The sequence below is a fragment of the Nostoc sp. genome (assembly GCF_036916575.1).
Taxonomy (GTDB): domain Bacteria; phylum Cyanobacteriota; class Cyanobacteriia; order Cyanobacteriales; family Nostocaceae; genus Nostoc.
The window spans coordinates 1-26,361 of sequence record NZ_JBALGC010000075.1; the positions used below are offsets into that span (position 1 = coordinate 1).

General features: G+C 41.6%; 27 protein-coding genes and 1 pseudogene. 12 read left to right on the top strand and 16 right to left on the bottom strand.

All coding sequences use genetic code 11. The features are described from left to right. Positions 1–202 precede the first annotated feature (202 nt). Positions 203–1,252: an aliphatic sulfonate ABC transporter substrate-binding protein gene (locus tag V7L29_RS15425; protein ID WP_334736037.1), complete on the bottom strand. Its 1,050-nt coding sequence runs from the start codon at positions 1,250–1,252 to the stop codon at positions 203–205. 187 nt (positions 1,253–1,439) lie between these two features. Between V7L29_RS15425 and V7L29_RS15430 the strand changes: the two genes are divergently transcribed. Continuing rightward, positions 1,440–1,616 (top strand): hypothetical protein, encoded by a 177-nt coding sequence (locus V7L29_RS15430; protein WP_334736038.1) that lies wholly within the window; start codon positions 1,440–1,442, stop codon positions 1,614–1,616. Positions 1,617–1,840: 224 nt separating this feature from the next. On the opposite strand, the gene V7L29_RS15435 is transcribed toward V7L29_RS15430, so the two are convergent. Continuing rightward, the gene (locus V7L29_RS15435; RefSeq protein ID WP_334689438.1) at positions 1,841–2,530 is read right to left on the bottom strand and encodes a CPBP family intramembrane glutamic endopeptidase; all 690 of its coding nucleotides are present in this window, start codon (positions 2,528–2,530) and stop codon (positions 1,841–1,843) included. Between the two features lie 497 nt (positions 2,531–3,027). Here V7L29_RS15435 and glpK point away from each other — a divergent pair, with 497 nt between their 5' ends. After that, the gene (gene glpK / locus V7L29_RS15440; RefSeq protein WP_334736039.1) at positions 3,028–4,542 is read left to right on the top strand and encodes a glycerol kinase GlpK; all 1,515 of its coding nucleotides are present in this window, start codon (positions 3,028–3,030) and stop codon (positions 4,540–4,542) included. Positions 4,543–4,709: 167 nt separating this feature from the next. On the opposite strand, the gene V7L29_RS15445 is transcribed toward glpK, so the two are convergent. After that, positions 4,710–5,873 carry a choice-of-anchor tandem repeat GloVer-containing protein gene (locus V7L29_RS15445; protein ID WP_334736040.1) on the bottom strand — a complete coding sequence of 388 codons (1,164 nt, stop codon included), beginning with the start codon at positions 5,871–5,873 and terminating at the stop codon, positions 4,710–4,712. Positions 5,874–6,700: 827 nt separating this feature from the next. Between V7L29_RS15445 and argC the strand changes: the two genes are divergently transcribed. Continuing rightward, entirely contained in the window at positions 6,701–7,693 is a 993-nt protein-coding gene (gene argC, locus V7L29_RS15450; protein WP_334736088.1) for an N-acetyl-gamma-glutamyl-phosphate reductase, read from the top strand. Positions 7,694–7,801: 108 nt separating this feature from the next. Continuing rightward, on the top strand, positions 7,802–8,074 hold the full coding sequence (locus V7L29_RS15455; protein ID WP_334736041.1) for a hypothetical protein: 273 nt from the start codon (positions 7,802–7,804) through the stop codon (positions 8,072–8,074). 160 nt (positions 8,075–8,234) lie between these two features. Here the strand turns inward: V7L29_RS15455 and V7L29_RS15460 are convergent, their stop codons facing one another. The 3 genes from V7L29_RS15460 to V7L29_RS15470 all read right to left on the bottom strand — a co-directional run bounded on the left by V7L29_RS15460 (position 8,235) and on the right by V7L29_RS15470 (position 10,413). Beyond that, the gene (locus tag V7L29_RS15460; protein ID WP_334689441.1) at positions 8,235–9,290 is read right to left on the bottom strand and encodes a DUF1350 family protein; all 1,056 of its coding nucleotides are present in this window, start codon (positions 9,288–9,290) and stop codon (positions 8,235–8,237) included. A gap of 114 nt (positions 9,291–9,404) precedes the next feature. Next, positions 9,405–9,725 carry a hypothetical protein gene (locus V7L29_RS15465; protein ID WP_334689442.1) on the bottom strand — a complete coding sequence of 107 codons (321 nt, stop codon included), beginning with the start codon at positions 9,723–9,725 and terminating at the stop codon, positions 9,405–9,407. After that, positions 9,703–10,413, bottom strand: a complete 711-nt coding sequence (locus V7L29_RS15470) for a hypothetical protein (protein ID WP_334736042.1) — start codon at positions 10,411–10,413, stop codon at positions 9,703–9,705. The genes V7L29_RS15465 and V7L29_RS15470 overlap by 23 nt, the downstream gene beginning before the upstream one ends. 67 nt (positions 10,414–10,480) lie before the next feature. Between V7L29_RS15470 and V7L29_RS15475 the strand changes: the two genes are divergently transcribed. From V7L29_RS15475 to V7L29_RS15485, 3 genes are all read left to right on the top strand, one after another. Next, a complete protein-coding gene (locus V7L29_RS15475) occupies positions 10,481–10,636 on the top strand; it encodes a hypothetical protein (RefSeq protein WP_334689444.1) in 156 nt (51 codons plus the stop codon). Positions 10,637–11,066: 430 nt separating this feature from the next. After that, complete coding sequence (locus V7L29_RS15480; RefSeq protein WP_334689445.1) at positions 11,067–11,708, top strand: hypothetical protein; 642 nt, start codon at positions 11,067–11,069, stop codon at positions 11,706–11,708. 10 nt (positions 11,709–11,718) lie between these two features. Beyond that, entirely contained in the window at positions 11,719–12,525 is an 807-nt protein-coding gene (locus V7L29_RS15485) for a pentapeptide repeat-containing protein (protein WP_334689446.1), read from the top strand. Positions 12,526–12,563: 38 nt separating this feature from the next. On the opposite strand, the pseudogene V7L29_RS15490 reads toward V7L29_RS15485, so the two are convergent. Beyond that, a pseudogene (locus V7L29_RS15490) lies at positions 12,564–12,803 on the bottom strand (IS982 family transposase); the annotation flags it as partial. A gap of 766 nt (positions 12,804–13,569) precedes the next feature. Here V7L29_RS15490 and V7L29_RS15495 point away from each other — a divergent pair. Then, a complete protein-coding gene (locus V7L29_RS15495; RefSeq protein WP_334736043.1) occupies positions 13,570–15,015 on the top strand; it encodes a PQQ-dependent sugar dehydrogenase in 1,446 nt (481 codons plus the stop codon). Between the two features lie 250 nt (positions 15,016–15,265). Here the strand turns inward: V7L29_RS15495 and V7L29_RS15500 are convergent, their stop codons facing one another. Further along, positions 15,266–15,469, bottom strand: coding sequence for a hypothetical protein (locus V7L29_RS15500; RefSeq protein ID WP_334736044.1), 204 nt, complete (start codon positions 15,467–15,469; stop codon positions 15,266–15,268). Here V7L29_RS15500 and V7L29_RS15505 point away from each other — a divergent pair. After that, positions 15,457–15,816 (top strand): GNAT family N-acetyltransferase, encoded by a 360-nt coding sequence (locus tag V7L29_RS15505; protein ID WP_334736089.1) that lies wholly within the window; start codon positions 15,457–15,459, stop codon positions 15,814–15,816. The two genes, V7L29_RS15500 and V7L29_RS15505, sit on opposite strands and share 13 nt — an antisense overlap. A gap of 401 nt (positions 15,817–16,217) precedes the next feature. Here V7L29_RS15505 and V7L29_RS15510 read toward each other — a convergent pair whose 3' ends face one another. From V7L29_RS15510 to V7L29_RS15530, 5 genes are all read right to left on the bottom strand, one after another. After that, positions 16,218–16,808: an HD domain-containing protein gene (locus tag V7L29_RS15510; protein WP_334736045.1), complete on the bottom strand. Its 591-nt coding sequence runs from the start codon at positions 16,806–16,808 to the stop codon at positions 16,218–16,220. Positions 16,809–17,257: 449 nt separating this feature from the next. Further along, positions 17,258–18,241, bottom strand: a complete 984-nt coding sequence (locus V7L29_RS15515; RefSeq protein WP_334736046.1) for an aldo/keto reductase — start codon at positions 18,239–18,241, stop codon at positions 17,258–17,260. Then, complete coding sequence (locus tag V7L29_RS15520; protein ID WP_334736047.1) at positions 18,238–19,668, bottom strand: tetratricopeptide repeat protein; 1,431 nt, start codon at positions 19,666–19,668, stop codon at positions 18,238–18,240. Before V7L29_RS15520 ends, V7L29_RS15515 begins: the two co-directional genes overlap by 4 nt. A 127-nt stretch (positions 19,669–19,795) precedes the next feature. Further along, positions 19,796–19,954 (bottom strand): hypothetical protein, encoded by a 159-nt coding sequence (locus V7L29_RS15525; RefSeq protein WP_334736048.1) that lies wholly within the window; start codon positions 19,952–19,954, stop codon positions 19,796–19,798. 9 nt (positions 19,955–19,963) lie between these two features. Then, entirely contained in the window at positions 19,964–20,095 is a 132-nt protein-coding gene (locus V7L29_RS15530; RefSeq protein ID WP_334688209.1) for a hypothetical protein, read from the bottom strand. 430 nt (positions 20,096–20,525) lie between these two features. Between V7L29_RS15530 and V7L29_RS15535 the strand changes: the two genes are divergently transcribed. Genes V7L29_RS15535 through V7L29_RS15545 form a run of 3 tightly spaced genes read left to right on the top strand, consistent with a single transcriptional unit; the run spans position 20,526 to position 23,081 of the window. Continuing rightward, complete coding sequence (locus tag V7L29_RS15535; protein ID WP_334736049.1) at positions 20,526–21,467, top strand: ABC transporter substrate-binding protein; 942 nt, start codon at positions 20,526–20,528, stop codon at positions 21,465–21,467. A gap of 4 nt (positions 21,468–21,471) precedes the next feature. Continuing rightward, positions 21,472–22,254: an ABC transporter ATP-binding protein gene (locus V7L29_RS15540; protein ID WP_334736050.1), complete on the top strand. Its 783-nt coding sequence runs from the start codon at positions 21,472–21,474 to the stop codon at positions 22,252–22,254. A gap of 5 nt (positions 22,255–22,259) precedes the next feature. Further along, entirely contained in the window at positions 22,260–23,081 is an 822-nt protein-coding gene (locus tag V7L29_RS15545; protein WP_334736051.1) for an ABC transporter permease, read from the top strand. Between the two features lie 132 nt (positions 23,082–23,213). Here V7L29_RS15545 and V7L29_RS15550 read toward each other — a convergent pair whose 3' ends face one another. The 3 genes from V7L29_RS15550 to namA form a co-directional block, all read right to left on the bottom strand. Further along, positions 23,214–23,396 carry a hypothetical protein gene (locus V7L29_RS15550; protein ID WP_334736052.1) on the bottom strand — a complete coding sequence of 61 codons (183 nt, stop codon included), beginning with the start codon at positions 23,394–23,396 and terminating at the stop codon, positions 23,214–23,216. 18 nt (positions 23,397–23,414) lie between these two features. Further along, complete coding sequence (locus V7L29_RS15555) at positions 23,415–24,599, bottom strand: MFS transporter (protein WP_334736053.1); 1,185 nt, start codon at positions 24,597–24,599, stop codon at positions 23,415–23,417. A gap of 686 nt (positions 24,600–25,285) precedes the next feature. After that, a complete protein-coding gene (gene namA / locus V7L29_RS15560) occupies positions 25,286–26,353 on the bottom strand; it encodes an NADPH dehydrogenase NamA (RefSeq protein WP_334736054.1) in 1,068 nt (355 codons plus the stop codon). Positions 26,354–26,361 lie beyond the last annotated feature (8 nt).

Sequence of the window (26,361 nt, forward strand, 5' to 3'; positions counted from 1 at the left end):
AACGGAGTTCTGAGGTGGATGAACGAGTATCAAAGACTCGTTAACGGAGTTCTGAGGTGGATGAACGAGTATCAAAGACTCGTTAACGGAGTTCTAAGGTGGATAAACGAGTATCAAAGACTCATTGTTGCATTCTCAAATATATCTCCTCTACCCCCCTGCCCCCCTGCTTCCCTGCTCCCCTGCTCCCCATCTCCCCCTCCTACTTCGCCGTGGGGCAGATAGTAGCAGCAACATCTACCCTTTTCGGTAGAATCTTTTGCTCCAGCATCCAGTCAGCAGTCTTCTGAAGTTTTGCAACATCATCAGCATTAGGTGTGGCAAGTAGCTGTGGCCCTTGATTCTCAGTTACCCGCTTGGCTACGGCTGGGGAGATTTTGATGTCCTTGACCAGAAATTCCGCTGATTTTGCCGTATTTGCATTCAACCAATCGTATTCCTCGCTTAAACCCCTGAAAGCTGCTTTTACCACTTCTGGAGATTTAGCCGCAGCCTGATTACGCACAAGCATTACACTGTAGGTGGGCGCTGGATGGGTTGTGGTGATTCTTCTAGCACCATGCTCTAATTCGGCAATTGAGATATAAGGTTCCCAAACTGCCCAAGCGTCCACAGTTCCTTGGTAGAGGGCGGGTGCAGCATCATTTGGAGCTAAGAAGACACGCTGAACTTTCTCTTTAGAAATGTTCTCTTTTTCCAATACTTTTAATAACAGGTACTTACCTGCACCAGCCTGATTGACAGCAACTTTTTTACCTACAAGGTCAGCAGGCTTACGGATAGGAGAATCGCCACGCACTACGATCGCACTGCTTAATGATTCAGGTCTGGGACGCTGGACAGCCCCAATGCAAAGCTCCTGACCGGCGGCGATCGCTGACAATCCGGGAATGTCTCCGCACCCACCTATATCAGCTTGATTAGCGCTAATTGCTTGGAGTAAGGTAGCACATCGGTCAAAGGGGCCAGCCCATTCAGCTTTGATATTTTGAGCCGCAAGCCTTTTTTCTAACTCTCCTCGTTGACGTGCAATTGGCACCACACCTCCCTTTTGGTATCCCAGGCGAATCAAACTGGTTTTCTCTTGAGTTTGGTTACTGACATTTTGGGCAGTGTTCGTATTTGCAGAGTTACTGGGAGCGCAGCCATAAATCGCCAAACCTAGCCAGGAACTAGCAACCAATAGGGCACTAAGGGACTGGACTAAGCGTTGTGGCAATAAAAATAAAAACTTTTTGAACTGATTCAACAACTTTTTTATTACTCCTTTTATTAAAGAAAAGATCAGAATGAGAGTCTAGAGATCAACTCCAAGACTCTCGTCTTTTCCGCTAATTAAGATTTTTTAAGAAATAAATCATCTAATTTTGTGGGGTGGTCTTCACAATCAGTAGTTGGATATTTTTTATTGGGAAGTCTTTTCGCTGTGATGTTGATTCTTGAATGTACGGCAAATCGGTCGAATAACCGTAGATAAACTACAAGCAGAAAGTATCACATCCAAATTTAAAAAGCAAGTCGATTCTCATAGTTCTCGATGGGAGCAACGCGAATATGGCAGATCACCCCGATCGCAAGATTACCTGCATCAAAAAAAGGACGTTCTTAATAACTAGAACTTACACACTGTACAAATCGACCATAATATGCATCACACAAAATGTACATTTCCGGTGCTGACTGCAACTCTGATTTGCTCGCATATTTACTGTTTTGGGTGTTAGACATGGCTCAAAAACCCAAGTTTGGTATAGTACATATGTATAGTTTTGACTTAAAAAAGCGCATTATCTTGAGAAATTTCGATTAATTACTTCGCTGTAGATTGATTACATCTTTGTTAAGCAAAGATAAGTTGCCAGCCAATCAGGAAAATTGCTATATCTGCAAAAATGTGGCTGATGTATCCAGGCCAGATTGAGCAATAAGTTAAGTAGCACCATGACCAAATCGCCCCTGCTAGGAACACGCCCAATGAGCATAATGTTGTCGCACGCCAGTCGAAGTAAGCTGCCAAACCAACAATGTGATGAATCGTAAAAAACAGTGCAGACAGTACTACAGCTAAAGGACTGGATACCAATATTTCACATTTGCGATAGACAAACCAACGCCAGACAAATTCCTCAAGTAAAGAGTTGACAAATATCCAGTACGCTGAACCTACTAAGTAAATCACAAAACTGCTCAATCCAACTTGCGTTGCTCTATCACGAACATATTCAACATCTATCCACTTTGGGCCTAGCAGCCAATAAACAATCAAGATGATGCATAGCATCAATAGCCCTAATCCGACTCCAGCTAACAAATCGCGTCCTTTAGGATATTGAACTTTTAAATTCTCTTTATCGACAAATAACAACCAAATAATGGGTAGTACCAACAACCAGATTTTAGATAATAAAGCTACTAAATGTCCTTTAGAGCCAGGGAGCATATACAGTTGAATTGCAATACCAATGCTCGCCACTGGCACAAGCAACAACAGAGCTAGTAGTGCATTTCGATTTGAGTTAAGTTTGAACATGCGAAAGTTTTATTGTATTTTGATGGTTTGAACTTTTACTATTACTTTTTATAGGCGAACTATAAAACCTTAGTATTGTAATCAGACTTGAATAAAGTGACACTTTGTACGTTGTCACAGAAATTTAATACTAAAATTAGTATGAAGTTGTGTGTAATATTCTATCGATAGCAGCATTTACAGCGTATTTCAGGTAAATGAAGTACACGGGTAGGGGCACAGCCATGTTCCCTACAATTATCTGTACCTCACCTTGGCGTAGCCCAAGGTAGAGAAGTTGCAATTTGCTGTATATAATGATTTTTTGTATCGATCTACTTACACATAATTAAAATGCACAACGTCTTGCAACGTTGTAAAGGATCTGGGATTTGAGGCGGACACAGCAAAATAAGCGCAACGCTATGCAAACAGGGAATTCAAAATGTACACAAAATAATGTATATCTAATTTGACGTGTATTGCTAAAATCGCGATTGCAGCATGTCAAAGCGGCTATGCACACACTTGGCAACACAACTCCATCATCGGGCTACATCTTAGCACTGGACTTAGGTACGACAGGCAACCGCGCCTTTGTGTTTAATGCAGACGGCAAGATTGTTGGGCAGGCATACAAAGAACTAACTCAGTATTATCCTCAGCCAGGATGGTTAGAGCATGATCCTCAACAAATTTGGCAGGATACCTGTTGGGTGATGCAAACTGCAATTGGGAATGCCCAGATTGCTCCATCAGCGATCGCAGCCTTGGGACTAACTGTGCAGCGTGAAACCTGCTTGATTTGGGACAAAACTACTGGAAAACCACTCCATAGAGCAATCGTCTGGCAAGATCGCCGCACTGCTCCCCTTTGCCACCAGTTGCAAGAGCAAGGCTATGCTGAAGAAATTTCCGATCGCACCGGCTTGATTATCGATGCCTACTTTTCTGCTACTAAACTTAGGTGGCTATTAGACCAATTTACTAATATTGACCTGAACAATGTCTTAGCAGGCACCATTGATAGCTGGGTGCTGTGGAACCTCACAGGTGGGAAAATCCATGCTACTGACCACAGCAACGCCAGTCGTACAATGTTAATGAATCTCAAAACCTGTGAGTGGGATGAGATTTTACTGGATCTGTTTCAAATTCCGGCTCATATTTTGCCCCAGATTCAGCCTAGTTTAGGAGTTTTTGGAGTTACTGATAAGACTTTGTTAGGCGCTAAAATTCCGATCACTGCCATCTTAGGGGATCAGCAAGCTGCTCTATTTGGTCATGGCTGCGATCGCCCTGGTTTGATGAAATGTACTTACGGTACTGGTAGCTTTTTGGTGGCTCATACAGGTGATCAAATTGTGCGATCGCCGCATCAACTCCTTTCCACAGTGGCATGGACACAAGGCAATACAAGGGAAACTATAGATGTAAGCTATGCTCTTGAAGGCAGTATGTTTACTAGTGGTGCTTGTATTCAATGGTTGCGCGATCGCCTGAAGCTGATTAAAACTGCTGCTGAAACTGAAGCGATGGCAAATCAGGTAAAAGATAATGGTGGAGTATACTTTGTGCCTGCATTTAGTGGACTGGGCGCACCTTATTGGGATATGAGTGCTAGGGGAGCCTTTTTCGGCATTACCGCCAGTGTACAACCAGAGCATCTAGTTCGCGCTGTACTGGAAGCGATCGCCTATCAAGTTCTGGAAGTCGTGCAAGCGATTAATGCATCTAACAGTATCCCTGTTGGTCAATTAACTGTAGATGGTGGTGCTTGCGAGAATAATTTCCTAATGCAGTTCCAGGCTGATGTGTTGGGTATTCCAGTTGAACGTCCAATAATGCGCGATACGACCGTTCAGGGTGCAGCATTTGCAGCAGGTTTAGCTGTAGGATTTTGGGAGAGCTATGAAGCATTGGTGCAGCAACGGCAAATTGAACGTGTGTTTGAGCCGAGGAACAATTCCCCATTCTCCAACTTTACTACTTGGCAAAAGGCAGTGAAACGCACTCTCGCTTGGACGGAATAGCCCTTCATCAAAAACCAGTTGAAGCGAAATATTCATAGCATGTTAATTGTTTTGCTCCATCATCAATGTATTTGGTTGTCTACAAATGTATTTTCCACTTTCAGATACTCAGTAAGCATGACTATCTGAAAGTGGAAAAATCTACGTTCTACTATTAGACCTTGAAGTTATGGTGTAAATGTAAACACGGTTCCTTGTCCAGAAGTGCCACCAGTAGAAGCGGTACCGTAAAATGCACCATTAGCAAGTTGAATTAGCGTAGACTCCGGTGTTGCCCCATTTGTGCCATTAAAACTAAACAACAAAGTGATGGTTCCTCCAGCCAACCGATAGACGGCTCCTTTATTATTTGCACCACCTGTAGAAGTTGTGCCATAGAAGTTACCGTCCTTTCCTTTTGTAACTGCGGCTGTGGGGTTGGCCCCATTGCTGCCATTAAAACTGGCAACTAAAACCGGTGTACCGCCACCGAGCGGAACCTTGAATATAGCTCCTTTATTACTGGTTCCACCCAGATAAGTTGTGCCATAGAGAAATCCATCAGATTCAGTTAATCCAGACCGGGGACTTTGCCCATTAGCACCACTAAAGCTGTATGAAGTTATTGCTCCTGCAGGAGTTAATTTGTATGCCACACCCTTATTACTTGCTCCACCTGCTGAGGCGGTGCCATAGTAGTTTTTGTCACTAGCTAATTGCAACCTTGCTAATGGAGTTGCTCCATTAATACCGTTGAAGTTAACTAAGACAGTAGGGACACCACCAGTCACCGGAATCTTGAATACAGTTCCTTTACTGTTGACCCCACCGGCAGAAGTTATCCCCACTAAGCTGCCATCGCTACCTGAAATCAATCGGCCTGCTGGGTTGGCTCCATTAGTGCCATTGAAATTTAAAAGAGTTGTCAGGGTTGTAAAAGTTGTTTTTCCCAACTTAAACAACGTACCGAGGTTGTTTGTACCACCTGTAAAGGTTGCACCATATAGATTGTCATCACTTGCCTGGAATAATCTAGCAACTGGGTTAGTTCCATTGGTTCCAGTGAAGTTAACTAGTGTAGTCAGAGTACTTAAAGTAGAACCAGTTAATTTGAATGCTGTTCCTTTATTTTGCGAACCACCTGCGGAAGTGGTTCCATAAAGATTGCCATCTTTCCCTGCAAACACACCTGCTCTTGGGGCCGCTCCATTAGTACCGTTGAAATTTACAACAGTCGTTAATGTTTGTGCAGAGGCTTGTTGTAAAGGCAATACTAATGGAGACGCCAACACAGCCAGAGAAGTTAAAATCAATACGCTATTTTTACTTTGACGTTGTTTGCACAGATTCATCTTGTTCACTTAACTCCTACAAAAATTTGCTCACACACAAATCCGAAATAAATCTCCAGCCTACCCTTCTGGTGAACGAGACCCTACGCGTAGCTTGCTTCCACGTTTGCGGAGCGTTCCGTAGGGAAGTGGTACGGGAACTGCTTTGCAGAACCTGGTTTCACTGTGGGTGTAGTCGGTTATTCGTTTTAATCAGGCTGGAGATTTATTTTTATGAATCTCCCTGAGACTGGGTATAGCGATTTTCGTATGGATGCAATACACTATGGGGCGCAAAACTTTGCACTCCTCAACAGATATGTATTCCATACAATTGAAAATAGCTACAATAGATTGACCGAACGGATTTTGTAACACGTGATCTCACAACTAATTTGTGACATCAGGTACTATAAATTCGTTATTTAAACCAGATTTTAGTGAGAACTCAGCAGGAATTTTGGTATAGTCTTGGTCAGAAAGAATTCAGAAATCCTCTGGCTGCCTATACCGCAACGGCTGTATTCACACTTAAGTTAATTGCTGAAAATGAGATCATTTATGATTTCGTTTAGTAACATAACATACTCATTATTTTTTAGATGTCGTGAGCAACACAAAAAATTTTAATTTAATTTTTAGATTTGCTATAGGAATTTGATTTGATTTTTGAAAAAACTAAGGGAGAATACCAGAGCGAACGCACGTAATTTGTATAATCCTTGCTGCATAAGGATATTTATGAAAAAATAGCCTCAATTATCAAACGCTCAAACCCATGCTATTAAAGGATTATTATCCTTTAGATGTAAATAATACTACTTAAAGATCAGGATGCTAAACGCATGATTACTAAACCTAAAGTTTTTATTGATGGGGAATCGGGAACCACAGGCTTACAGATTTACTCACGCCTCAGCCAACGGGATGACGTCGAGTTAGTTAGCATTGAGGCATCTAAACATAGAGATGCAACTGAGCGAGCCAAACTAATCAATGCCGTCGATGTTGTGATTCTCTGCCTACCTGATGACGCAGCCCGCGAAGCTGTTAGCTTAGTCAGTAGTAGTACGGTTAAGATCCTTGATGCTAGTAGTGCCCACCGCACAGCTAAAGGCTGGGTATATGGCTTTCCTGAACTAAATCCAGGACAGCGAGAGAAAATCGCCAGCGCCCAGTTTGTCAGCAATCCAGGCTGTTATCCTACAGGATTTTTAGCCTGTATCCGTCCGTTGATTGCCAAGGGACTCCTGAAGAGTAATTTTCCGATCACCGTTAATGCAGTATCAGGTTACTCTGGTGGCGGAAAGAATCTGATCAAACAGTACCATACCTTCCACGAACAGCAAGCTGGGGCAGAGTCGCTCTATCCTTATGGCATCTACGGTTTGCAGTTTGGGCATAAGCACGTTAAGGAAATGCATTACTTTTCGGGGTTAGCATCGCCGCCGCTGTTCGTACCAGCAGTGGGAGATTTTGAGCAGGGGATGCTGGTGCAGGTGCCTTTGCCGCTAGGGATTTTGGATAATCCACCATCAGGTGAGGTGATTTATCAAGCAATTGCTGACTACTACCAAAGTGAAAAGTTCGTGCAGGTTGCTCCATTCCAAGATTCTACTCTGCTGCGAGACGGAACGTTTCTAGATGCGATGTCTACGACGGGCTACGCCTACGCAATCAACGGCACTAATATTGTTCAGGTTTTTGTATTCGCCAATGACACTACCAAAGAAGCGTTGCTAGTTGCTCGTCTTGACAACTTGGGTAAGGGCGCATCGGGAGCCGCAATCCAAAACCTAAACATCATGCTCGGTTTTCCAGAAGAGTTGGGATTGTTATGAAAGAGCATTAGGCATAAAAAAAAGGGAGTATGACTTTTACTCCATGCTCAATGACTAATGGCTTGTGCTAGACAGCGATAACTATATATTAGTGCGTAAATTACTCATTTGAAAAAGCAAAAAGGCAAATTGAGAAAACAATCTGCCTTTTTGCTTGCTGAATCTACCGAAATGAGAAAGCATTCAAGCCTTTTGAGAAAGCAATATGCCTTTTTGCTTGCTGAATCTACCGAAATGAGAAAGCATTCAAGCATTTTGAGAAAGCAATATGCCTTTTTGCTTGCTGAATCTACCGAAATGAGAAAGCATTCAAGCCTTTTGAGAAAGCAATATGTCCTTTTGCTTGCTAAATTTACCGAAATGAGAAAGCAATATGCTTGAATGCTTATTGAAATCCAATACGCTTGGGTTAAAGCCAAGCGTATTGTATTGAAATCGACTTCAGCAAAATACAATAAAGGCATCAGGGGAAACTGCCGTTAAGAATTCAGCTTGGGAAACCGCAAGGGCATGGTGGGGTTATTGGCTGTGGTTAGCATAACTACTTATGCGAACCTAATATTATTGACTTAATAATTTTGGAACTTTCAGTACTTTTCTTAGGTGATTCTTTTTTCAGTTCCTCAAGCAATTGAATTACATAATGCTCAAAGCCTCTCTTTCGCTCTTCAACTGATTCAATCAAAGGTTTATCAAAAAGATTAATCACATACTTGCCTAGTTGAATACCTAAAGGTTTTAAATGTCCGCCCTCTAAAGATTTAAGAAACTCTTTGGGTGGTTTTTTTAGAGTTTTTCTAAACCATTCACAGGTTAATTTAGCAATATTATCAGACTGAAAACAGACTAAACCCATAATATTAAATAGCCCACTATCCTTGATTAAGTTCTTGGTTTCTTCAGGGGTTGGTTTTACACCCCAGCCAAGATTATCGATGATATCTGCTAAAAATTGCGGACGAATTGCACTAGCTGTATCGCTAATATCAGGTGCTAATAGGATAGAAACTTGCCCCTTAATAAAGATACTGTTAATTTTTATTTTTCGACCTACATAACTACAAATTAGGTTTTGAACTTCTACAATTTTTAGTTTCAGTTCTTCAACAAGAATGTTAATCTCTGCAATGACACTTTCTATCTGTGACTCATCTGAAGTATGAGATAGCAGATTCCGAATAAACTTTTGCCTATCTTGAGGATCATCTGGCAAAGCAGTAAATCCTTCTAACAGGGAGATATATTTACAGCCAAGGCTATGTCCAATCCAAGAAAAGTTTTTATCATCTAGATAAGCTTCATAATCATATCCTGCAACACTTGCCATCCTCACAAGCTCTGGCAGAATTTCATACTGCTCTCTCATGAGAAAACCCGCTTCTACATAATGGTTAAAACTAAAATTAAACGGCAGAAGAATAATCGTATATCCCTGCTCGAATAGAGATTGAAGCAAATAGCGATAGAAAAGCATGGGGCCAAAAGTACCAAAGAAAGCCCCTGCAATAAATTGAATTACCCCTTTAGGCTGTGGATGTAGAGCAACCCAACTGTGAGAAACGGGTTTAAATCTCAGTTTTAAATTTGCATTTACCATGACTTAGCAATGAGTGCATCTCATTTTGGTAGGTGTATACTTAATCTCCAAACTGAGGTTGCTGCTTTTCGGATTTTTTTAATTGAATCTGCGATCGCACCAACTCGCAAAGCATTAGGCAAGTCCTAAATAATTCCATATTTGGACGAGAAATGGCTCTCGTCGCTTACGCTCAAATATATCGGGTATTGAATGTGTACAGAAGGTAGCCAAATCACGAGATAGGTTTAATTGGATAATCGCTGGTTTTCCAGGTAATTCCAATAAAACTTTAGATTCTCCAGTCGCTAAGTCAAGAGACTTGATCTTGCCCTCTAGTCCACAAGAAAGTAAAATATTGCGCTGCCAGTCAAAAGCAATATCATAGGTTCTTGCCATTCGACTAGCGCGATCGCCAACAGTGATAACATCACTAGAAGAAGCGACGAAATTCAATGGAGGGATCTGGAATATGAACAAATTCTTTCCATCGTTCAATTTCTTCATCCTCGTCATCTTGAAGATATTCATAGCAAGTTGAAGCATTACTGATGTTAAAAAGTTTAGCAAAGCGATAAAACTGGCTAGCAGCTATAAACACTTGATCATCAGGCAATTCGTTGATATCAGCAGGGTTTGTACCTGCTTCTAATTGTTGCAATCTTTCTACGCTTTTTAGAGAAAGTTCTTCGCGTTTCTCTGGAGATGAAACTGCCAATACTTCAGCAATCTCTTCAATGGTTGTTTGATTGTTTGGTAGTTCAGATAGTAAATCAGCAAATACTTCGGGCTTGCCAGTTAATCTTGATTTTTCTTCTCTAGATATAGTCCCAAAATATTCTGGATCTGAACTATAGGCATTAATTAATTGATGACCTCTGTAATATTCGTAATAAAAAAAATCGTCATGATAAAGAATAAGATTAATCAAATGACCGGAAAATTGCTGTGCTATCACCGTAATAGCTGTAGGATTTTGCCCTCTTTCTGAAGAATAAACACTAATCCAACCATTAATACATGGAGAAATTAAAAATTTTAGTTTTTCTTGTGCAGCAAGCCTTTTTACGATCTCTACAATTTCTTCAGTGTCAGTTGAGCAAATGTGAATAGAACCGTAATAAGCGCCCATAGAAATTTTCAAAGATATGTGACTATTTGAGTGTACCCATCATTTTCACTTTAGCTAGCTAACTGATATCTTTACCAGATTGAGACGCTTCTTCAGCTTGTCGTCAGACATCGCTCGTCAAATTGTGGTAGGAAAATATGGTGGAGCGATGCCTACGACAGCAAGCTACGCAGTTAACTCAATCTCAGGTGAAGGGACTGAGTTTGTGATTACCCTACCAGTCAAAGTTAATTAGCGAATAGCCTGTTATTTCCTTGTTTCCACTTACAGCATTTCTTGCCTACTTTGTCAATATGGAAATCTTAGCACTGTCAGTTTGATAGGCTGCGGTTTTGGCAGCATTTTGAAGATATCGGCACAAGTCCAGTGAACTTTATCCGCTTCAGTTTAGCTAAAAGCTTTTTTGTAACATCAAATTTATCAGTAAATGAAGCCAAGCATTGCTCGATTTAGGCATTGTAGGCAGCGATTTGTGCATAATAAAGCTTGTACAATTGTCAAGGCGGTTTTTACTGCCAGAATACTTCTCAGGTGTAAGATTTATCGACAGCAAAATTTTTCTACTTTGTGTTTTTCCATCCTTCACTTGTGGCAAAAATGCCCCAAGCTAGGCGCTCATATCTTGCAATAGATAACTTTTACCCTTATGACTGGAGAGCAAAATCTTGGGAATAGAGCTACGCAGTTTCGTATTTCTCGACAGCCTGCAACCTCAACATGCAGCATATATGGGAACAGTAGCCCAAGGCTTCTTACCATTACCAGGGGATACATCACTGTGGATTGAAATCTCTCCTGGTATCGAAATTAATAAAATTACGGATATAGCCCTGAAATCTGCCTCTGTCCGTCCGGGAGTACAGATAGTTGAACGACTATACGGACTATTGGAAGTTCATTCTGGCTCCCAGGGCGAAACGCGAGCTGCTGGTCAAGCCATTTTGGCGGCATTGGGAGTCCGAAGAGAGGAATGTCTCAAACCGCGGGTTATTTCTAGCCAGATTATCCGCAACATCGATGCTTACCAAACACAACTTATTAATCGCACACGCCGGGGACAGCTACTACTAGCAGGACAAACGCTGTATGTATTAGAAGTTGAGCCTGCTGCTTACGCCGCACTGGCTGCGAATGAAGCTGAGAAAGCAGCGGCGATTAACATTCTTGAGGTTCTAGCTGTAGGTAGTTTTGGACGGCTTTACTTAGGTGGACAAGAACAAGATATTCTAGCAGGTGCGGCAGGAGCGTTAGCGGCGATTGAAAGTGTAGCTGGTCGGGCAAATCCTCTGGGTGGGCGTCAGGAGTAAAGGAGAGAAAATGGCAAATCGAGAGCATCTAGCTTTACTGAAAGCAGGTGCAGTTACATGGATTGAGTGGAGAAAGAAAAATCCTGAGATTGAACCAGACCTCAGCGCCGCAAACCTGCAAGGGGATAACCTCAGAGGCGCAAACCTCCAGGGGGTAAACTTGAGCAAGGTGGATTTGGGTAATGCTTTACTGGTGCGAGCAAATCTCAGTGGTGCTGACCTGAGTAGTGCCAACCTCTACAAAGCCTTCCTCGTTGAAGCTAACCTGAGTGATGCTAACTTAAGTGTTGCTAACTTGAGTGGTGCTATACTTACGCAGGCAGATTTGAGTCATGCCAATTTGATTGGAGCTGACTTGAGTGAGGCGAATCTTAGAGGCGCTGCGATCGCTGATGCTAATCTAATTGGAACTGACTTAAGAGGCGCTAACTTGAGAGATGCCGATTTAGGTGCAGCGAAGTTAATACGGACTAATCTCTCTTTTGCCAACCTTACTGAAGCTAACTTGATTACGGCTGACCTTAGAGAAGCATGTTTGTACGAGGCGGAAATGTTGGGGGCTTATCTTTATAAAACTAACCTTTACAAAGCTAATCTGAACAAGGCTCACCTCAGTGGTGCTTACCTGCTGCGGGCTAACCTAAGTGAAGCTGATTTGAGTCAAGCTGATTTGAGTTGGACTAACCTTAGAGGCGCGAATTTGGCAGGGGCGAATCTCAGAGGAGCTAACCTTAGAGGAGCTGACCTTAGGTTAGCTCACCTCGGCGGCGTAAATCTTCAGGAGGCAATTATGCCTGACGCTTCAAAGCACAATTAGTTTATAAAAAAAAGTAATTGACGTTTAGATTCATTTTCTGGAAGACCTGGAAACGCACAACTCCAATGCTGTTTCACTTGATTCAAACAAAAATGTTTGAAATTACGGTAGTGATTTTGATGAAAAGCGATGAGAATTGTCATTATTTCACTTAAACACAAGCATTTAGCACGAACACGTTTTATTCCTCCATGATTGAACAGTTTTTTGTGCCATTGTGCTTCAAACGCTTTACAGAAATCATCTACATGACAGAACAAAGCATCTAAACTAAACATAGGACAGGTTGCTGGATTTGTTGTTATTTACAGCTTACTACCTGTCCTTTTCTTTATCCCGAACTCAGGTTAATTAGGTTCATTAAGCTTGAATTTAGCACCATGCTTTTTGGGGCATCCTTTCCTAGAATAAGCTTTAGTACTTAAAATAAGCATATAAAATTTCTGTAAAGCTTAAGTGTTATTAAGCTAAAAAATGCTCTGGATAATCTATCAATTTAACTTATGTTTTTTCAAATGTATGTTTGTAACATAAAACTCTGTTTTTTGCAATTAAAAATACATTTTGAAATATAAGTTAACTACAATCCTGTATTCATCTGAAACATTTTGCATATTTTACCAAAAAAATAGTATTTTATAAGAAATAATTCATGAAAGTTTATAAAAACTTTTAACACTATCAAAAATCATAAATTTTACATTTTTAAGATTTGGTAAAGAATTTGACGTAACCTTTCGCTCATGATAATTAAATAATTACAGGTGAGTTTAAAAATATGAGGAAAACAAATAATTAAAAAAAATAAATTTTGACCCAATTACTTACGATTTGGATAATCAACTAACCAAATCAATAATTAGTATTTTCAAATATACTTTGGCTGCTGGTTATAAGGACACAACAGCATATATTTTTGTATTCGACAATAGACTATTTACAAGTTATTACCCATTCATTATTTCAGGCCGTAATCTCTAAAGATTTTTCCCTTATCAAGAAGATTTCCCAACAAAATCACCTAACTATTTTATGAACAAAATAATGAATAGCACTAAATCATCCAAGCCAGAACAGCGCAGATTTATCGGTAATTTACCTTTAAAAAGGTGCTTTTTTGCTGCCAAGATTCTATTATTTGCAATAATCATATTAAATTATGGCACTACTGGAGTAAATGCTGCACCTGAAGCCCTGCGTTCTGATATTAAGATTCGCAATATTCTCAATACGTTATCGGTTTCTCCTTCTGTTCGGATTGCAAAAGATCCACGAAACAATATCCTCTATTACCTCAAACGAAATGGTGAGATTTATCAAGTCAATTTAGCCTCCTCTACTAAGACACTTGTCTACAACTCTAGTAATCATAATCTAGCTGAGACTGAAGGTATGGCCATTGGTCCTAACGGTACAATTTATTTGGTTGGCAATGCAGACCTTGTGAATGACCAGACCAAAGGAATTATTGTTAAAGGCGTAATTAATTCGAGTACAGGAAAGCGCATCTGGTCTATCTTAGCTCAGAGTGCAGGCTATCCCAAAAGCAAAACAGCCTATGACCATCGCTTCAACGGCGTGGTTGTTAGCCCGGATGGTAACTTTATCTATGTAAATAGCGGTTCTCGTACCGATCACGGTGAGGTTCAGTCTGATGATGGTAAATATCCCAATACTCGCGAAGTAGGATTAACCGCCTGTATACTCCGCCTCCCTAGTAATGGCAATAATCTCTTTCTTGTAAACAATCGAGCAACCTTAAAGACAGCTGGCTATATTTTTGCAGAAGGAACACGTAATACTTTTGATATGGCTTTTGCACCCAATGGGGATTTATTTGGCACAGAAAATGGCCCCGATCGCGACATGTCAGAAGAATTAAATTGGCTACGTCTAGATGGTAATTACGGCTTTCCCTGGCGTATTGGTGGGACAGACAACCCACAACAATTCCCCAATTATAATCCTGCCAAAGACCGTTTATTAAACCCAAAATTTGGCGCAGTTCAAAAGGGCTACTTTCGTAACGATCCAACCTTTCCTATTCGGCCTGGAAACTTAATTGAACCAATTCCTAATTTTGGCCCGGACGCAGACAGTTACCGTGATCCTGTAGATGGCAAAGTCAAAGATGCAAGTGTTCTGGGGCAAAGTGTGAGCACTTTTACATCACACCGTTCTCCTTTGGGCTTAGTTTTTGATACAAAAGGAGTAATGAGTCCAGAATTCAACCAAGATGGATTCATGTTGAGTTGGACACCAGGCGACCCCACTGGCGAAACACTAGCAGGTCCTTTTAAAGATGCCGGCCAAGACCTACTGCATTTAAAGTTAACTAAAGTGGGAACTACCAACTATAAACTTAACGCCACCCGCATTGTCAAAGGTTTTAGTAATCCCATTGATTCTGAGATTATCGGCAATAAGATTTATGTTCTGGAATATGGTGGAAATGAAGGAATTTGGGAAATCACTATGCCCACTAAATAAAGCACAATACGCTTGGGTTAAGAAAATTCTTCAGTGTAGGGAGGCAGGGGAAGAAAAATAGGCTTATCCCAAGCGTATTGAGATAAAGCAGACTGGATATTTTTGGATTACTTAGTCGAAATTCCAGTCATTTGAAGGCATGGCTAAAACTTCAGGAAATTTTGAACATTTTCAATAAACTCAATGGCTGCACTTCTAATTGCCTTTTGGGCGTCAGGCTTGGTGAAACAAGGGGCTTAAGCCCCTTGTTCTATGCAACTTCACAGGTAATCGCATCTAAACCATCTCGATTGAAATCAGTGTAATTAAAATATCTGCAAATATTAAAGTACTTTAAAACTAACTTGCCATATCGTGGTAAAGATTCGTCCTTATCAATTAAATGATTTAGAAGACACCGTTCATCTGTGGTATTGAACTTGGCATCAGACATTTCCTGACATTCAACATCCACAACCGTATTTCACATGGAAAGTTCGATTTCGTGATGACCTTGCTGCACGCGGGGATGTTTGGCTGGCTGAAGTTGAAAATCAAATTGTAGGTTTTCTCGTAGTCATTAAAGAGAAACAATGGTTGAGCCAGCTGTTTGTAGATACAACGTACCAAAATCAGGGTATCGGTTCAACACTACTTGATAAAGCTAAAGCAATTTGTCCCCAAGGTCTAGGGCTTGACACATTACAAGCGAATATACGAGCTTGTGCATTTTACGAACACCACGGTTTTAAAGTGGGCAAGCTATCAACAAACAAAATCAACGGTCAACCGAATGTGGAATATTACTGGATGCCTGAGTAATATCATGTCCGCTTGACTACTTATTTAAACCCGAAGAACCCCAAAGAGCCAAAGCTACGCTTTGTCTCCCCTCCCGAAGAGCGGGGAGGGGATTAAGGGGAGCCAGTGCAGTCTTCTCCCAAAGGGAGAGGCTAGCGCCTTCTCTACAAGACACTACGTGAACGCGGAGCGTCTCGTAGAGAAGGGGTCTCCCCAAGTGGAGCATCTGGCGTGTGGGGTGCAATGACTGTGGGAATCATAACTAATTACCCGGACTTGATATAAGATGTTTGACTAAACGCGTCATTTTGTCCAGATAACACCCATACAGTCCTAGAAAGGGGAGGAATGCAACCAACAAAATGAGCGCCTTGCTGGCATGGTCGAATCGAATCATGTTTGATTCCTGCACTCCGATACTTTTATGATTCCTGTTTTGTATGCTGGCCCCAAGGTTCACGAGCGAAGATCCGGTGTACCATCGGCTCAAAGAAAGTCAGCGGCAAAGTATCATAGTTTGGATCAAATGATTCTTGATCCCACTTATGGCAGAACTCAGCGGTGCGGTCAAAGTAAGGATGACCTCGAAACTTTTCTCGCGCATGGCGATCGCCTCCTGTATGATGCCAGAAATAATAGCCTTGGAAAATCCCATGATGTTCAACTATCCAATGGGTAGCTGGACTCACATAAGGTTTGAGGATGGCTGCTGCTAGCTGTGCGTGATTTACTGGTGCTAGTAAATCACCAATATCATGCAGCAACGCAGCCACCACGACCTCTTCTTCTGCCTCATCCCAAAAAGCCCGTGTTGCCGTTTGTAGCGAATGCTGATAACGATCAATCAGATTTCCTGGATAACTCTCTTGTAAGCCAACTAAAAGTGTTAGTGCGTGATCGGCAACCTGATTCAACAAAGGCTTAGAGTGTTCCCGTAACAGCAGATAATCCTCTTTTGTTCCATCTGCCATTCTTGTATAGGTGGCAATAGATCTTTTTGTAGATGATGACATTACATTCCTCCTGGTGTAAACCTCAAAATTCTCTGTTTATCCAATGCGAGTTATTTTTTGTAACTTAGTACAGCATTTAATTAATTTGTAGCGAATTAAATTTGGCAATACCTTACAATGTCAATGCATCTTGATGCAATGCCAATGCGTCCCCCGACAATGCCAATGCTTCGCCCGACAATACCAATGCATCTTGATGCAATGTTAATGCGTCCCCCGACAATACCAATGCATCTTTATACAATGTTAATGCGTCCCCCTGCATTAAAAACGCTACGCTTTTACGCAAAAGTGTACTCAGTTAAGTGATCTGGGTTAAACTTTGAATTTTCCCCTTGCTTAGCAGGAAAGAGGGCTAGGGGGTTAGGTCACTTGATGATTTATTCCAGATGAGGTGAAAAATAAGCCAGTACTAGATATTGCTATGGGCAACTGGTAGAGGCGGTTGGCTACTGATGTCCTAAGATAGGATGCGGTGTGTAAGGTTCTTTAAGGAATTTGCGTTCTTCATCGGAAAGCTTCAAATCCACAGCCTCCACTGCTTCTTTAAGATGCTCTATTTTACTAGCACCAACAATCGGAGCCGTCACACCCGGTTGATGCAACAACCAAGCTAAGGCAATTTGTGTTGGTTTAACACCGCGTTTTTGGGCTAACTCTACGACGCGATCAACTATTTGGAAATCCGAATCTTGATAGTAGAGATTGTGAGCAAATTCATCGGTTTTCGCCCGTAGTGTTTCGCCATAGCTTTGTTTGCTGCGATTCCCTGCTAGAAAGCCCCGCGCCAGAGGACTCCAGGGAATGATCCCAATTCCTTGATCTAGAGATAAAGGTATCACCTCTCTCTCTTCTTCTCGATAAACTAAGTTGTAATGGTTTTGAATAGATACAAAGCGAGTCCAACCGTGTTTGTCAGCCGTGTAAAGGGCTTTGGCGAATTGCCATGCGTAAACACTTGAGATACCCAAGTAACGAACTTTACCTGATTTGACTACATCATGTAGTGCCTCTAGGGTTTCCTCAATTGGTGTTTCATAGTCCCAACGGTGAATTTGGTACAAATCGACGTAATCTGTCTGTAAACGTTGTAATGAGGCATCAATGCTATCAAAAATATGTTTGCGAGACAGTCCCCGGTCATTAGGGCCATCACCGATTTTACTAAAGACTTTGGTAGCAATGACGACCTGATCTCTTTTGGCAAAATCCTTAAGCGCCCGTCCCAGGATTTCTTCGCTGACACCTAAGGAGTAAACATCGGCGGTGTCAAAGAAGTTTATCCCCAATTCCAAAGCTATTTTAATAAACGGGCGACTTTCTTCTTCTTCCAATACCCATTCTCGCCATTTTCGAGAACCATAAGTCATAGTACCCAAAACCAGGCGTGATACTTTCAGTCCACTTTTTCCGAGATTTACGTATGTCGTCATACTGTTTGCTCTACTTTTTGATAACGTTGTGAAAGTTCTGAAGCAAGTTGAGAGGCTCGATGTGCTTCATCAATGTGTCCTAGCTGGCTGTAAGTATTAGCTAATTCCCGCTGAATCACTGGAATATTGCCACGGGCCGTATTGCGCTTTTCCAGGACATTCAAGGCTTTGTGATACTGCCGATCGCGAATCAGTGCATCAAGATAAATTTGCTCAAATAAATCTCGTTGAGCATGAGATCCACCTGTGGAGTATAAATCGGGTAACACTGGCTCTAGTTGAGCGATCACCTTCTCCCAATCCCCACGAGCATGAGCAATCATCCCCCTAGCAGCCGGTACTGCCACCTCTACCCAAGTCCGACGCGCATAGGGTAAGACTTTCTCTCCATGAGTTTGCATACTCTCTAACATCTGTGCCGCCCAGTCATCTTTGCCGCCCCGCACAAGTGCATAAATATATTGCAAATCCAGGAAAGCAAGGACGTGTTCGTGTAGCCGTGGTTGCAGGTAAGCAGCAAGTTCCTGCCAGCGCGAACCGACATCTACACCGCGTAACTCCAGCCGCAACAATAATGCGATCGCATTAATCTGCTCGCGTCCATTGTCTTTTTTGGCACGTCCCCAAATGCGCGTATCATATATTTCTAGTACTTTAGCAAAATTTTCAATATCCAAGTAGTAAAGAGATGTGTGCCACCAAAGGTGTCCATAAAAAGCCGAGCTACCATATTCCCAAGTATCGCTAAGACTCTCCATTAAGCTAATCCCCTCTTTTAGGCGTCCTTGAGTTTCTAAAACATGGGCAACTGCATGGTGTGCCCAACGGTTATCTCGTTTCAGGGCGATCGCTTGTCGCCCATATTCTTCTGCTTCCTCTAAACGATGACACTCTTCTAACCCGAAGGCTAGCATCCCATACATATAAGGGTTGTCACGATTCGCAGGGAAAACTTTTTCGGCAATTCGCAACATTCCCTGACTGTTACCAGAATTTCTATAGTGGTATTGGCACAGATGAACTGAGGCTAAATCGCGGGGAAATGATTCAGCGATCGCTTCATGGTGAGCGATCGCTTGAGCAATGTCTCGGTTTGCCCAAGCTTCAATTGCGGCGAGATAAAGTTTTTCGCGATCATTGGCTTTTTTCAGGTTTGCTTTCGCCACATTCAGATAAGATGTTGCTTCGGTTAAGGCAACAGAGCCACCAGCAAACAGATAAAAGGCGGCAACTTGAGCATTAGCAATTGCACAAGCCGGATCAGCCTCAACTGCTTTGAGAACAACTTGGCCATTGTTACCAACACACAGTAATTGATCAACAAAGCTATCGATGGCATTTACCGCTGCTGATGAGTCGGTAGTAATTTCGAGTCCAGATAAATCTTTTACCATTGGTTTGGCAGAGCATTGCACTGCTACAAACATTACTTTGCAAAAGCTAGGCTATAAACTACTGTATCTCAATCGCGTTAACGGAGTTAAAAATGATTAGATTAAGAATTTCGTACAAAATATACTGTCATAGCGATCGCTTTTCTCAAAATTAAGCAGTTTAGGAGTTGCGATCGCCTTTGAAAACACCAAGATACACAACTACTTTTGTTGATACAGCGTATTGCAGGTAAATGAAGTACACGGGTAGGGGCACAGCCATGTTCCCTACGATAATCTGTACCTCACCTTGGCGTAGCCCAAGGTAGAGAAGTTGCAATCTGCTGTATTAGTTTTTTCCAGAAGTTATTTTTTCACCTTCATAAGCGAGAGCCTGATCACCTGCTACAGCAAATGTCTGGGCGAGTTCAATTAGGTGTTGTCGCTCTTGATCATCAAAAATACCAGCTGGAGGAGGCATCCGTTTCTCTTTGATTTGGCGCACAGTTTCGTGCCGTAAAGAGAGTGCAGATTGGGATGACTCAGAATTAATAAGGGATTCTGCTTACTGGCGTTGTCAGGACTATGGCGTGTTGCCACGATTCAAGAATCGCTATGTTAGCCGTACTTTCTTCCAGTCAGACTGCTAAAGCTCTGTAAGTATATCGACTTTACGTATTTTTAGATGTTAAATCAGACTTTCTCACAAACGGTGATGAAAATAAATTTTTATGCCCTCGTTATGGGCGAACCGTCCGTGGGGGTCTAGCTTGAAAAGACCTTGTTTTTTGCTGCTAGCTGTGTGATACTTTCGTTGAATTTAGAAAATTACATAAATCTCTTACAAGAGGAAAAAAATGATGATATTCAAGAGATTTAGAACGTGGGGTTTCTTGATTGGATTAGCACTATTGACGTTTGTATTTGTCGCTTGTGCTTCCAGTAATCAAACAGCTTCACAAGCACCAGAAAAAATAACAATTGCCTATCAACCTGGAATTAATTACGCTAATTTACTGATTGTCAAGCAGCAGCAAATTTTAGAAAAACAATTTCCAAAGACACAATTTGAATGGAAAGAATTATCAAATGGAGCAGCTATTAGGGATGGAATTATCGCTAATCAAATACAAGTTGGTGCAAGTGGCCCTGGAGCGTTTCTCATTGGTTGGGATAAAGGCGTGGGCTGGAAAATCTTAACTTCACTTAACTATAGTGAGTTTTGGCTAATCACGAAAAACCCCAATATCAAAAGTCTCAAAGATTTTAAGCCAGGAATGAAAATTGGTTTACCATCTTTAGATGGGGTACAGGCAATTGTACTGCGGAAGGTGGCACAAAAAGACTTAGGGAATCCCACAGCACTCGATCAGAACCTGCAAGTAATTGCTCACCCTTTAGGGTTGCAGTCTCTGTTAAACGGTCAAATTGATGCACATTTTACAACGCCTCCTTTTGAATTTCAGGAAGTTGAAAAAGGTGGTAGGGTAATTATTAAAAGTTCTGATATTTTTGGTAAGACTAGCATAGCAAGTCTATTTGCGACTGAAAAATTTTACAATCGATATCCGGAGTTTGGTAAAGCTTTGTATACTGCAATTGTAGATGCTACTAAACTGATAAATCAAAAACCTAATGAAGCGGCCAAAATCCTCTCAAAGATGGATAGTGGAAAAGTCTCACAGGAGCAATATAAAAAATGGCTCACAAATCAGGCAGTGGCATACGGAATTGAGCCAAAAGCCTTCCTCAAATGTGGAGCATTTATGCATGAAATCGGTATGTTAAACAAGCAGCCAAAATCGATTGATGAATTGATTTTACCACCGCTTAAAGGTGTTGGGGGAGATTAAATTGATGGTTAATTTAGAATCGTTAATAGTAGCAAAAAATGTACACGTTAGCTACAGCGAAGGTAAGAAGAAATTTCTGGCTGTGGAAAATGTTAGCTTTGCTGTCAAACCAGGAGAAAAGTTTGTAATTATTGGGCCATCGGGTTGTGGAAAGAGTACGCTGTTAAAGGCGATCGCTGGTTTTGAGTCTATCAGTAGCGGAGAATTACTGATGGCAGGTAAACACATCTCTGTTCCTAGCCCAGATCGGATCGTTGTCTTTCAGGATTTTGAACAACTCCTACCTTGGCAGACTGTGCTGCAAAATGTTGTTTATGCCCTTGAGACTACAGGTAAAGCTGCTGGTAAAGTTGCCATTGCTGAAGCTATAAGATATCTCGACTTGGTGGGAGTCTCAGCAGCGATCAATAAGTATCCCCATCAGTTATCAGGAGGGATGAAACAACGGGTAGCGATCGCTCGTGCTTTGGCTGTAAAACCTCAAGTTCTCTTGATGGATGAACCTTTCGGCGCTTTGGATGCGTTGACGCGGACTCAACTGCAATATGAACTCAATACTATTTGGCAGAATACAGGGTTGACAATTATTTTAATCACCCATTCCATACAAGAAGCTGTTTACCTGGGACATCGAGTTTTAGTGATGACAGCAGTACCTGGAACTGTCAAAGAAATTGTTGATACCGCACAGATTAATGACATCAACACTAAAAAGTTTGTCGAAGTCGCTGCCTATTTAGAAAGTTTACTGGGCAATGATTCCCGTCGTGAGGCTTTTCGAGTATGAAATTTGTGAGAACAACAGCAAATTCCAATAAATTTGAGAAGTTATATACTTCACTCAAAGCCAGTAGTACTTTCAGGCGCGGAGCAATTTTTTGCGGTCTATTGATTTTTTGGCAATTGTATGTATGGGTTACCCAAGTTCCCGCCTTACTGATTCCTGGCCCAATAGCAGTCCTAGAAGTACTGTGGCAAGACTTATTGAGTCAAAAACTGCTGCAAGCAACACTCAGTACTTTGTCCGTGTTATGCATTGGTATGGTCTTGGGTGTGATTGTGGGTACGGCTTTAGCAGCTTTCGCCAAAGTTTCTCGTTTTGGTCAAGATTTGCTAATTGTAATGAGTTCGATGCTGAATCCCTTACCTGCGATCGCTATTTTACCCCTAGTGATCATTTGGTTTGGGTTCACTTCTGTTTCTATAATCGTAGTTACTGCCCATGCTACAACTTGGCCTATTGCCCTAAATACAGAAATGGGACTCAGTACAATCAACCCAACGGTTCTGATGGTGGGGAAAAACCTCGGTCTAGATGGTTTCAGGCTGATTCGAGAAATTATGCTTCCTGCTGCATTACCTCACATCTTAACAGGCTTGAGAACTGCTTGGGCTTTCGGTTGGCGCACCGTGATTGCATCTGAGTTAGTCTTTGGCTCAGGGGGTGCTACTAGCGGTTTGGGATGGCAGATTAATAACAGTCGCTACTTCCTGCAAACTGATCGCGTATTTGCCGGATTAGTGGTGATTGCAATTTTGGGTTTAGCTGTCGATTATATTTTTCGATTAATTGAAATTAAAACAGTGCAAAAATGGGGTATGAAACGTAGTTAAACTTGAGTTTTGATGAAGTTTCAAAGGCAATTGTTGTTGAAAGGTCGAGTTGAGAGAATTAGGCGTAGGCGTAGCCCGTCGTAGCAAAAAGTCGAGCCAGTGCGCCCTTGTGGTTTCCCAACTTGTTCGCTCTTAGCGTTCTCGCAGGGTAGCAACTGGCGTCGGAGCGGCGGCTTTTGCCGATAGCGCAGCCTCTTCTCTACGAGAGGCTACGCCAACGAGTCCGCGTTCGCGTAGCGTCTCGTAGAGAGCGTCTGCCTGCGGCAACGCCAAAGGCAAACTGAACTTTTCAAGACAGACATCGCTTCCAGACAAGATCCAATAAAAGCGGATTTAGCCTTTACTTGACTGTGGAAGTAAGCCCAACTCTGCGTAAATTGGATGCACTATCTTTATGATTTGGGGTAGTTGTCTACTAAAGAAATATGCTCCTAAAATACAACAAATACCGCCAAATAATAAAGCATTGGTAACACCCAGATGACCTGCTAATGCTCCAAAAAATAAATTACCAAAAGGCAAGATTCCTAAGAAACCAGTTGTAAATATACTAGTTACTCTACCTCTTTTATGTTCATCAAGAATAATGGATTGCATAAAGTTATTAATAGAAGCCAGAGTTAGAGTATTATTCATGCCGATGATAAACATGAATACTAGACAAATCTCTAAATTGGTTGAGCGAGAAAAAACTATTAAACCTAAACCGAGAATTGCGGCAGAACTTGCTATAATCTTTCCCAATCCTATGACATTCTTTCTGGAAATCAGATAAATATCTGAAATTATAGAACCAAGTGCCGAAGCTATCATCAAAAAGCCCATAGTTTCAGCGTTACCTTTCAAAACTTCTTGAGCAAAAATAGGCACTAAATTGACATGGGTCATTCCCATAAAACAGATAACGAATTGTAACAGCAATAAAAATTTAATCGGCAAAAATTCATATGCGTAAACAAACCCTTCTTTGAGATTTTGCCAAATTTTGGATTTTTGAGTAGATGAATTATTTATAATTGGGTTGACTTTGAGAGTTAAGATTGCAGATACAAAGGGTAGATAACTAATACTATCTACTAAAAAACAGGAAGCTGCACCAGACCTAGCAATCAGTAAACCTGCAATCATTGGACTAACAAACTTCGCTGTATTAATCAAGAATGAATGGGAAGCCATCGCACTATAAGTATCTGATTTTTTATCTAAAAGTCTAGGAATAATTACCTGACGTGCTGGCAGATCGAAAGCTTTTACTATACCCTGAAGCGTGCCAATGACAATAATCCATGCAACATTGATGTTATCGCTAAGAGTTAGAAAGGTTAAAGTAGAAGATAGCACAATAGATACTAGCTGAGTAGTTAATAGGACATATCGTAAGTTCCAGCGATCTAGCAAGACTCCTACCAAAGGAGTAATAATCAAGCCCATAGCTTGATTTGTAAATCCAGCCACACCCACTAATACAGCTGAATTAGTTAATTGATAAACTAGCCATACCAACGCAATTTGAGTCATCCAAGACCAAAAAAAGATAAGCTTTCTCCGATAACGAAACAAGAGAAATTCACTGATTTAAGCGCAGACGGAAGCTCAAAATAAACAACCTTTAATTTGTATTTTTGGAAGTTTTCTCTATTACTTGGTAGCATGAGCGTTTCCCCGTTTGAAAATTGTTGCAGCCCTGTTTTGTCAAAATAGACTTAACTTGAAAATATGAACTAGTGGTTCGTAGTGAGCAATTTATCGCTCAATTTTGAGGGCTAGAGCTACTGACTACAAACTTTTGTAACCCCTCAAAATTAATCAGACAGACTAGTAGAGCCTAAAAGTTTTCATTTTTCCTTAGTTGGTTATATTCGCGTTGCGTTCACTCTGTTCATGGTGCTTTTTCCTTTAACCCATTACGTTTGGATAAAATAATTTGCACGGACGAAGACATTAGTAGAGACATTGCATTACAACGTCTCTACTAATTTTTTTGATGAAGTTTTAGTAGACTTGCATATCACTAGCCCTGAAAGAGTATTAGTAAAGCTTAATGTTAGTAAAACAGAAAGTTTGTATACTTAGTATTGAAGCAAAAAAATAGCGGCACTATGACTAGAGTACGTATCATACCATGTCTGGTCAAATACCCACAACCCCTACCGCCAAGCAGCAAGGGTTTGAGGTGGTTGATGCTCAATTAAGCACAGGTAACATCACAGCCAAGCTCGGTCGTATTGAACAGGCCAGAGTTTATCGTGTCCTAACTGTTTGGCTGCCAGATGCGACCAGTAAGGATTGCGGAGTAGTTCACGTCCCAACAATACTATATCGGCTGCTTCTTTGCGAATAATCTCGTCAGCTTGCTCAGGAGATGTAATTAAGCCTACGGCTCCTGTATGAATATCGGCTTCGCGGCGGATGCGTTCGGCAAACTGAGTCTGATAACCAGGTTTAACTGGTATATTGATGCCCGGTATAATGCCGCCCGATGAACTATCGATGAGATCAACTCCTAGAGACTTAAGTTTGTCACTTAAAGCGATACTTTGCTCAATGTCCCAGCCATTGTCTACCCAATCGGTGGCGGAGATGCGTACCCAGAGTGGATGTGTCTGCGGCCAAACCTCTCGGACTGCTTGAACTACTTCTCTGAGGAGACGAGTCCGATTTTCAAAGCTGCCACCATAATCATCTTGCCGTTGGTTAGAAAGGGGTGAGAGAAACTGGTGCAGTAGGTAACCGTGAGCAGCATGGATTTCCACTATCTTGAAACCAGCTTGCAGAGAACGTTTGGCAGCTTGGGTAAAGGTGTCAATAACTTGTTGAATTCCCTCAAGACTGAGGGCTTCTGGAACTGGGCTATCTTTGCTAAAAGCGATCGCACTACTCGAAACCAAGGGACGCCAGCCTTCCTGAGATTCATCCAGGACTTTCCCTCCTTTACTTGGTTTGGCAGTACTAGCTTTTCTACCTGCATGAGCAAGTTGAATACCTGCAACAGCGCCAAAGTTATGAATTAATCCTACAGTTTTGGCCAAAGTTTCTATGTGTGCATCTGACCAGATTCCCAAATCTTGCGGGCTAATGCGCCCACGCGGCTCTACAGCTGCTGCTTCTGTTAGCACTATACCTGCACCGCCAACTGCGCGAGAAGCTAGATGAATAACGTGCCAATCATTAGCATATCCATTTGTACTGGAATATTGACACATCGGTGAAACGGCAATGCGGTTGCGAAAAGTAACTTCACGAATCTTGAATGGTTCAAACAGATGTGCCATTGGAATTG

Coding starts and splice junctions, on each gene's coding strand:
- V7L29_RS15435 (WP_334689438.1), bottom strand. CDS start 2,530: ATGTTCAAACTTAACTCAAATCGAAATGCACTACTAGCTCTGTTGTTG.
- glpK (WP_334736039.1), top strand. CDS start 3,028: ATGCACACACTTGGCAACACAACTCCATCATCGGGCTACATCTTAGCA.
- V7L29_RS15445 (WP_334736040.1), bottom strand. CDS start 5,873: ATGAATCTGTGCAAACAACGTCAAAGTAAAAATAGCGTATTGATTTTA.
- V7L29_RS15460 (WP_334689441.1), bottom strand. CDS start 9,290: ATGGTAAATGCAAATTTAAAACTGAGATTTAAACCCGTTTCTCACAGT.
- V7L29_RS15485 (WP_334689446.1), top strand. CDS start 11,719: ATGGCAAATCGAGAGCATCTAGCTTTACTGAAAGCAGGTGCAGTTACA.
- V7L29_RS15495 (WP_334736043.1), top strand. CDS start 13,570: ATGAATAGCACTAAATCATCCAAGCCAGAACAGCGCAGATTTATCGGT.
- V7L29_RS15510 (WP_334736045.1), bottom strand. CDS start 16,808: ATGTCATCATCTACAAAAAGATCTATTGCCACCTATACAAGAATGGCA.
- V7L29_RS15515 (WP_334736046.1), bottom strand. CDS start 18,241: ATGACGACATACGTAAATCTCGGAAAAAGTGGACTGAAAGTATCACGC.
- V7L29_RS15520 (WP_334736047.1), bottom strand. CDS start 19,668: ATGTTTGTAGCAGTGCAATGCTCTGCCAAACCAATGGTAAAAGATTTA.
- V7L29_RS15530 (WP_334688209.1), bottom strand. CDS start 20,095: ATGCCTCCTCCAGCTGGTATTTTTGATGATCAAGAGCGACAACACCTA.
- V7L29_RS15540 (WP_334736050.1), top strand. CDS start 21,472: ATGGTTAATTTAGAATCGTTAATAGTAGCAAAAAATGTACACGTTAGC.
- V7L29_RS15555 (WP_334736053.1), bottom strand. CDS start 24,599: ATGACTCAAATTGCGTTGGTATGGCTAGTTTATCAATTAACTAATTCA.
- namA (WP_334736054.1), bottom strand. CDS start 26,353: ATGGCACATCTGTTTGAACCATTCAAGATTCGTGAAGTTACTTTTCGC.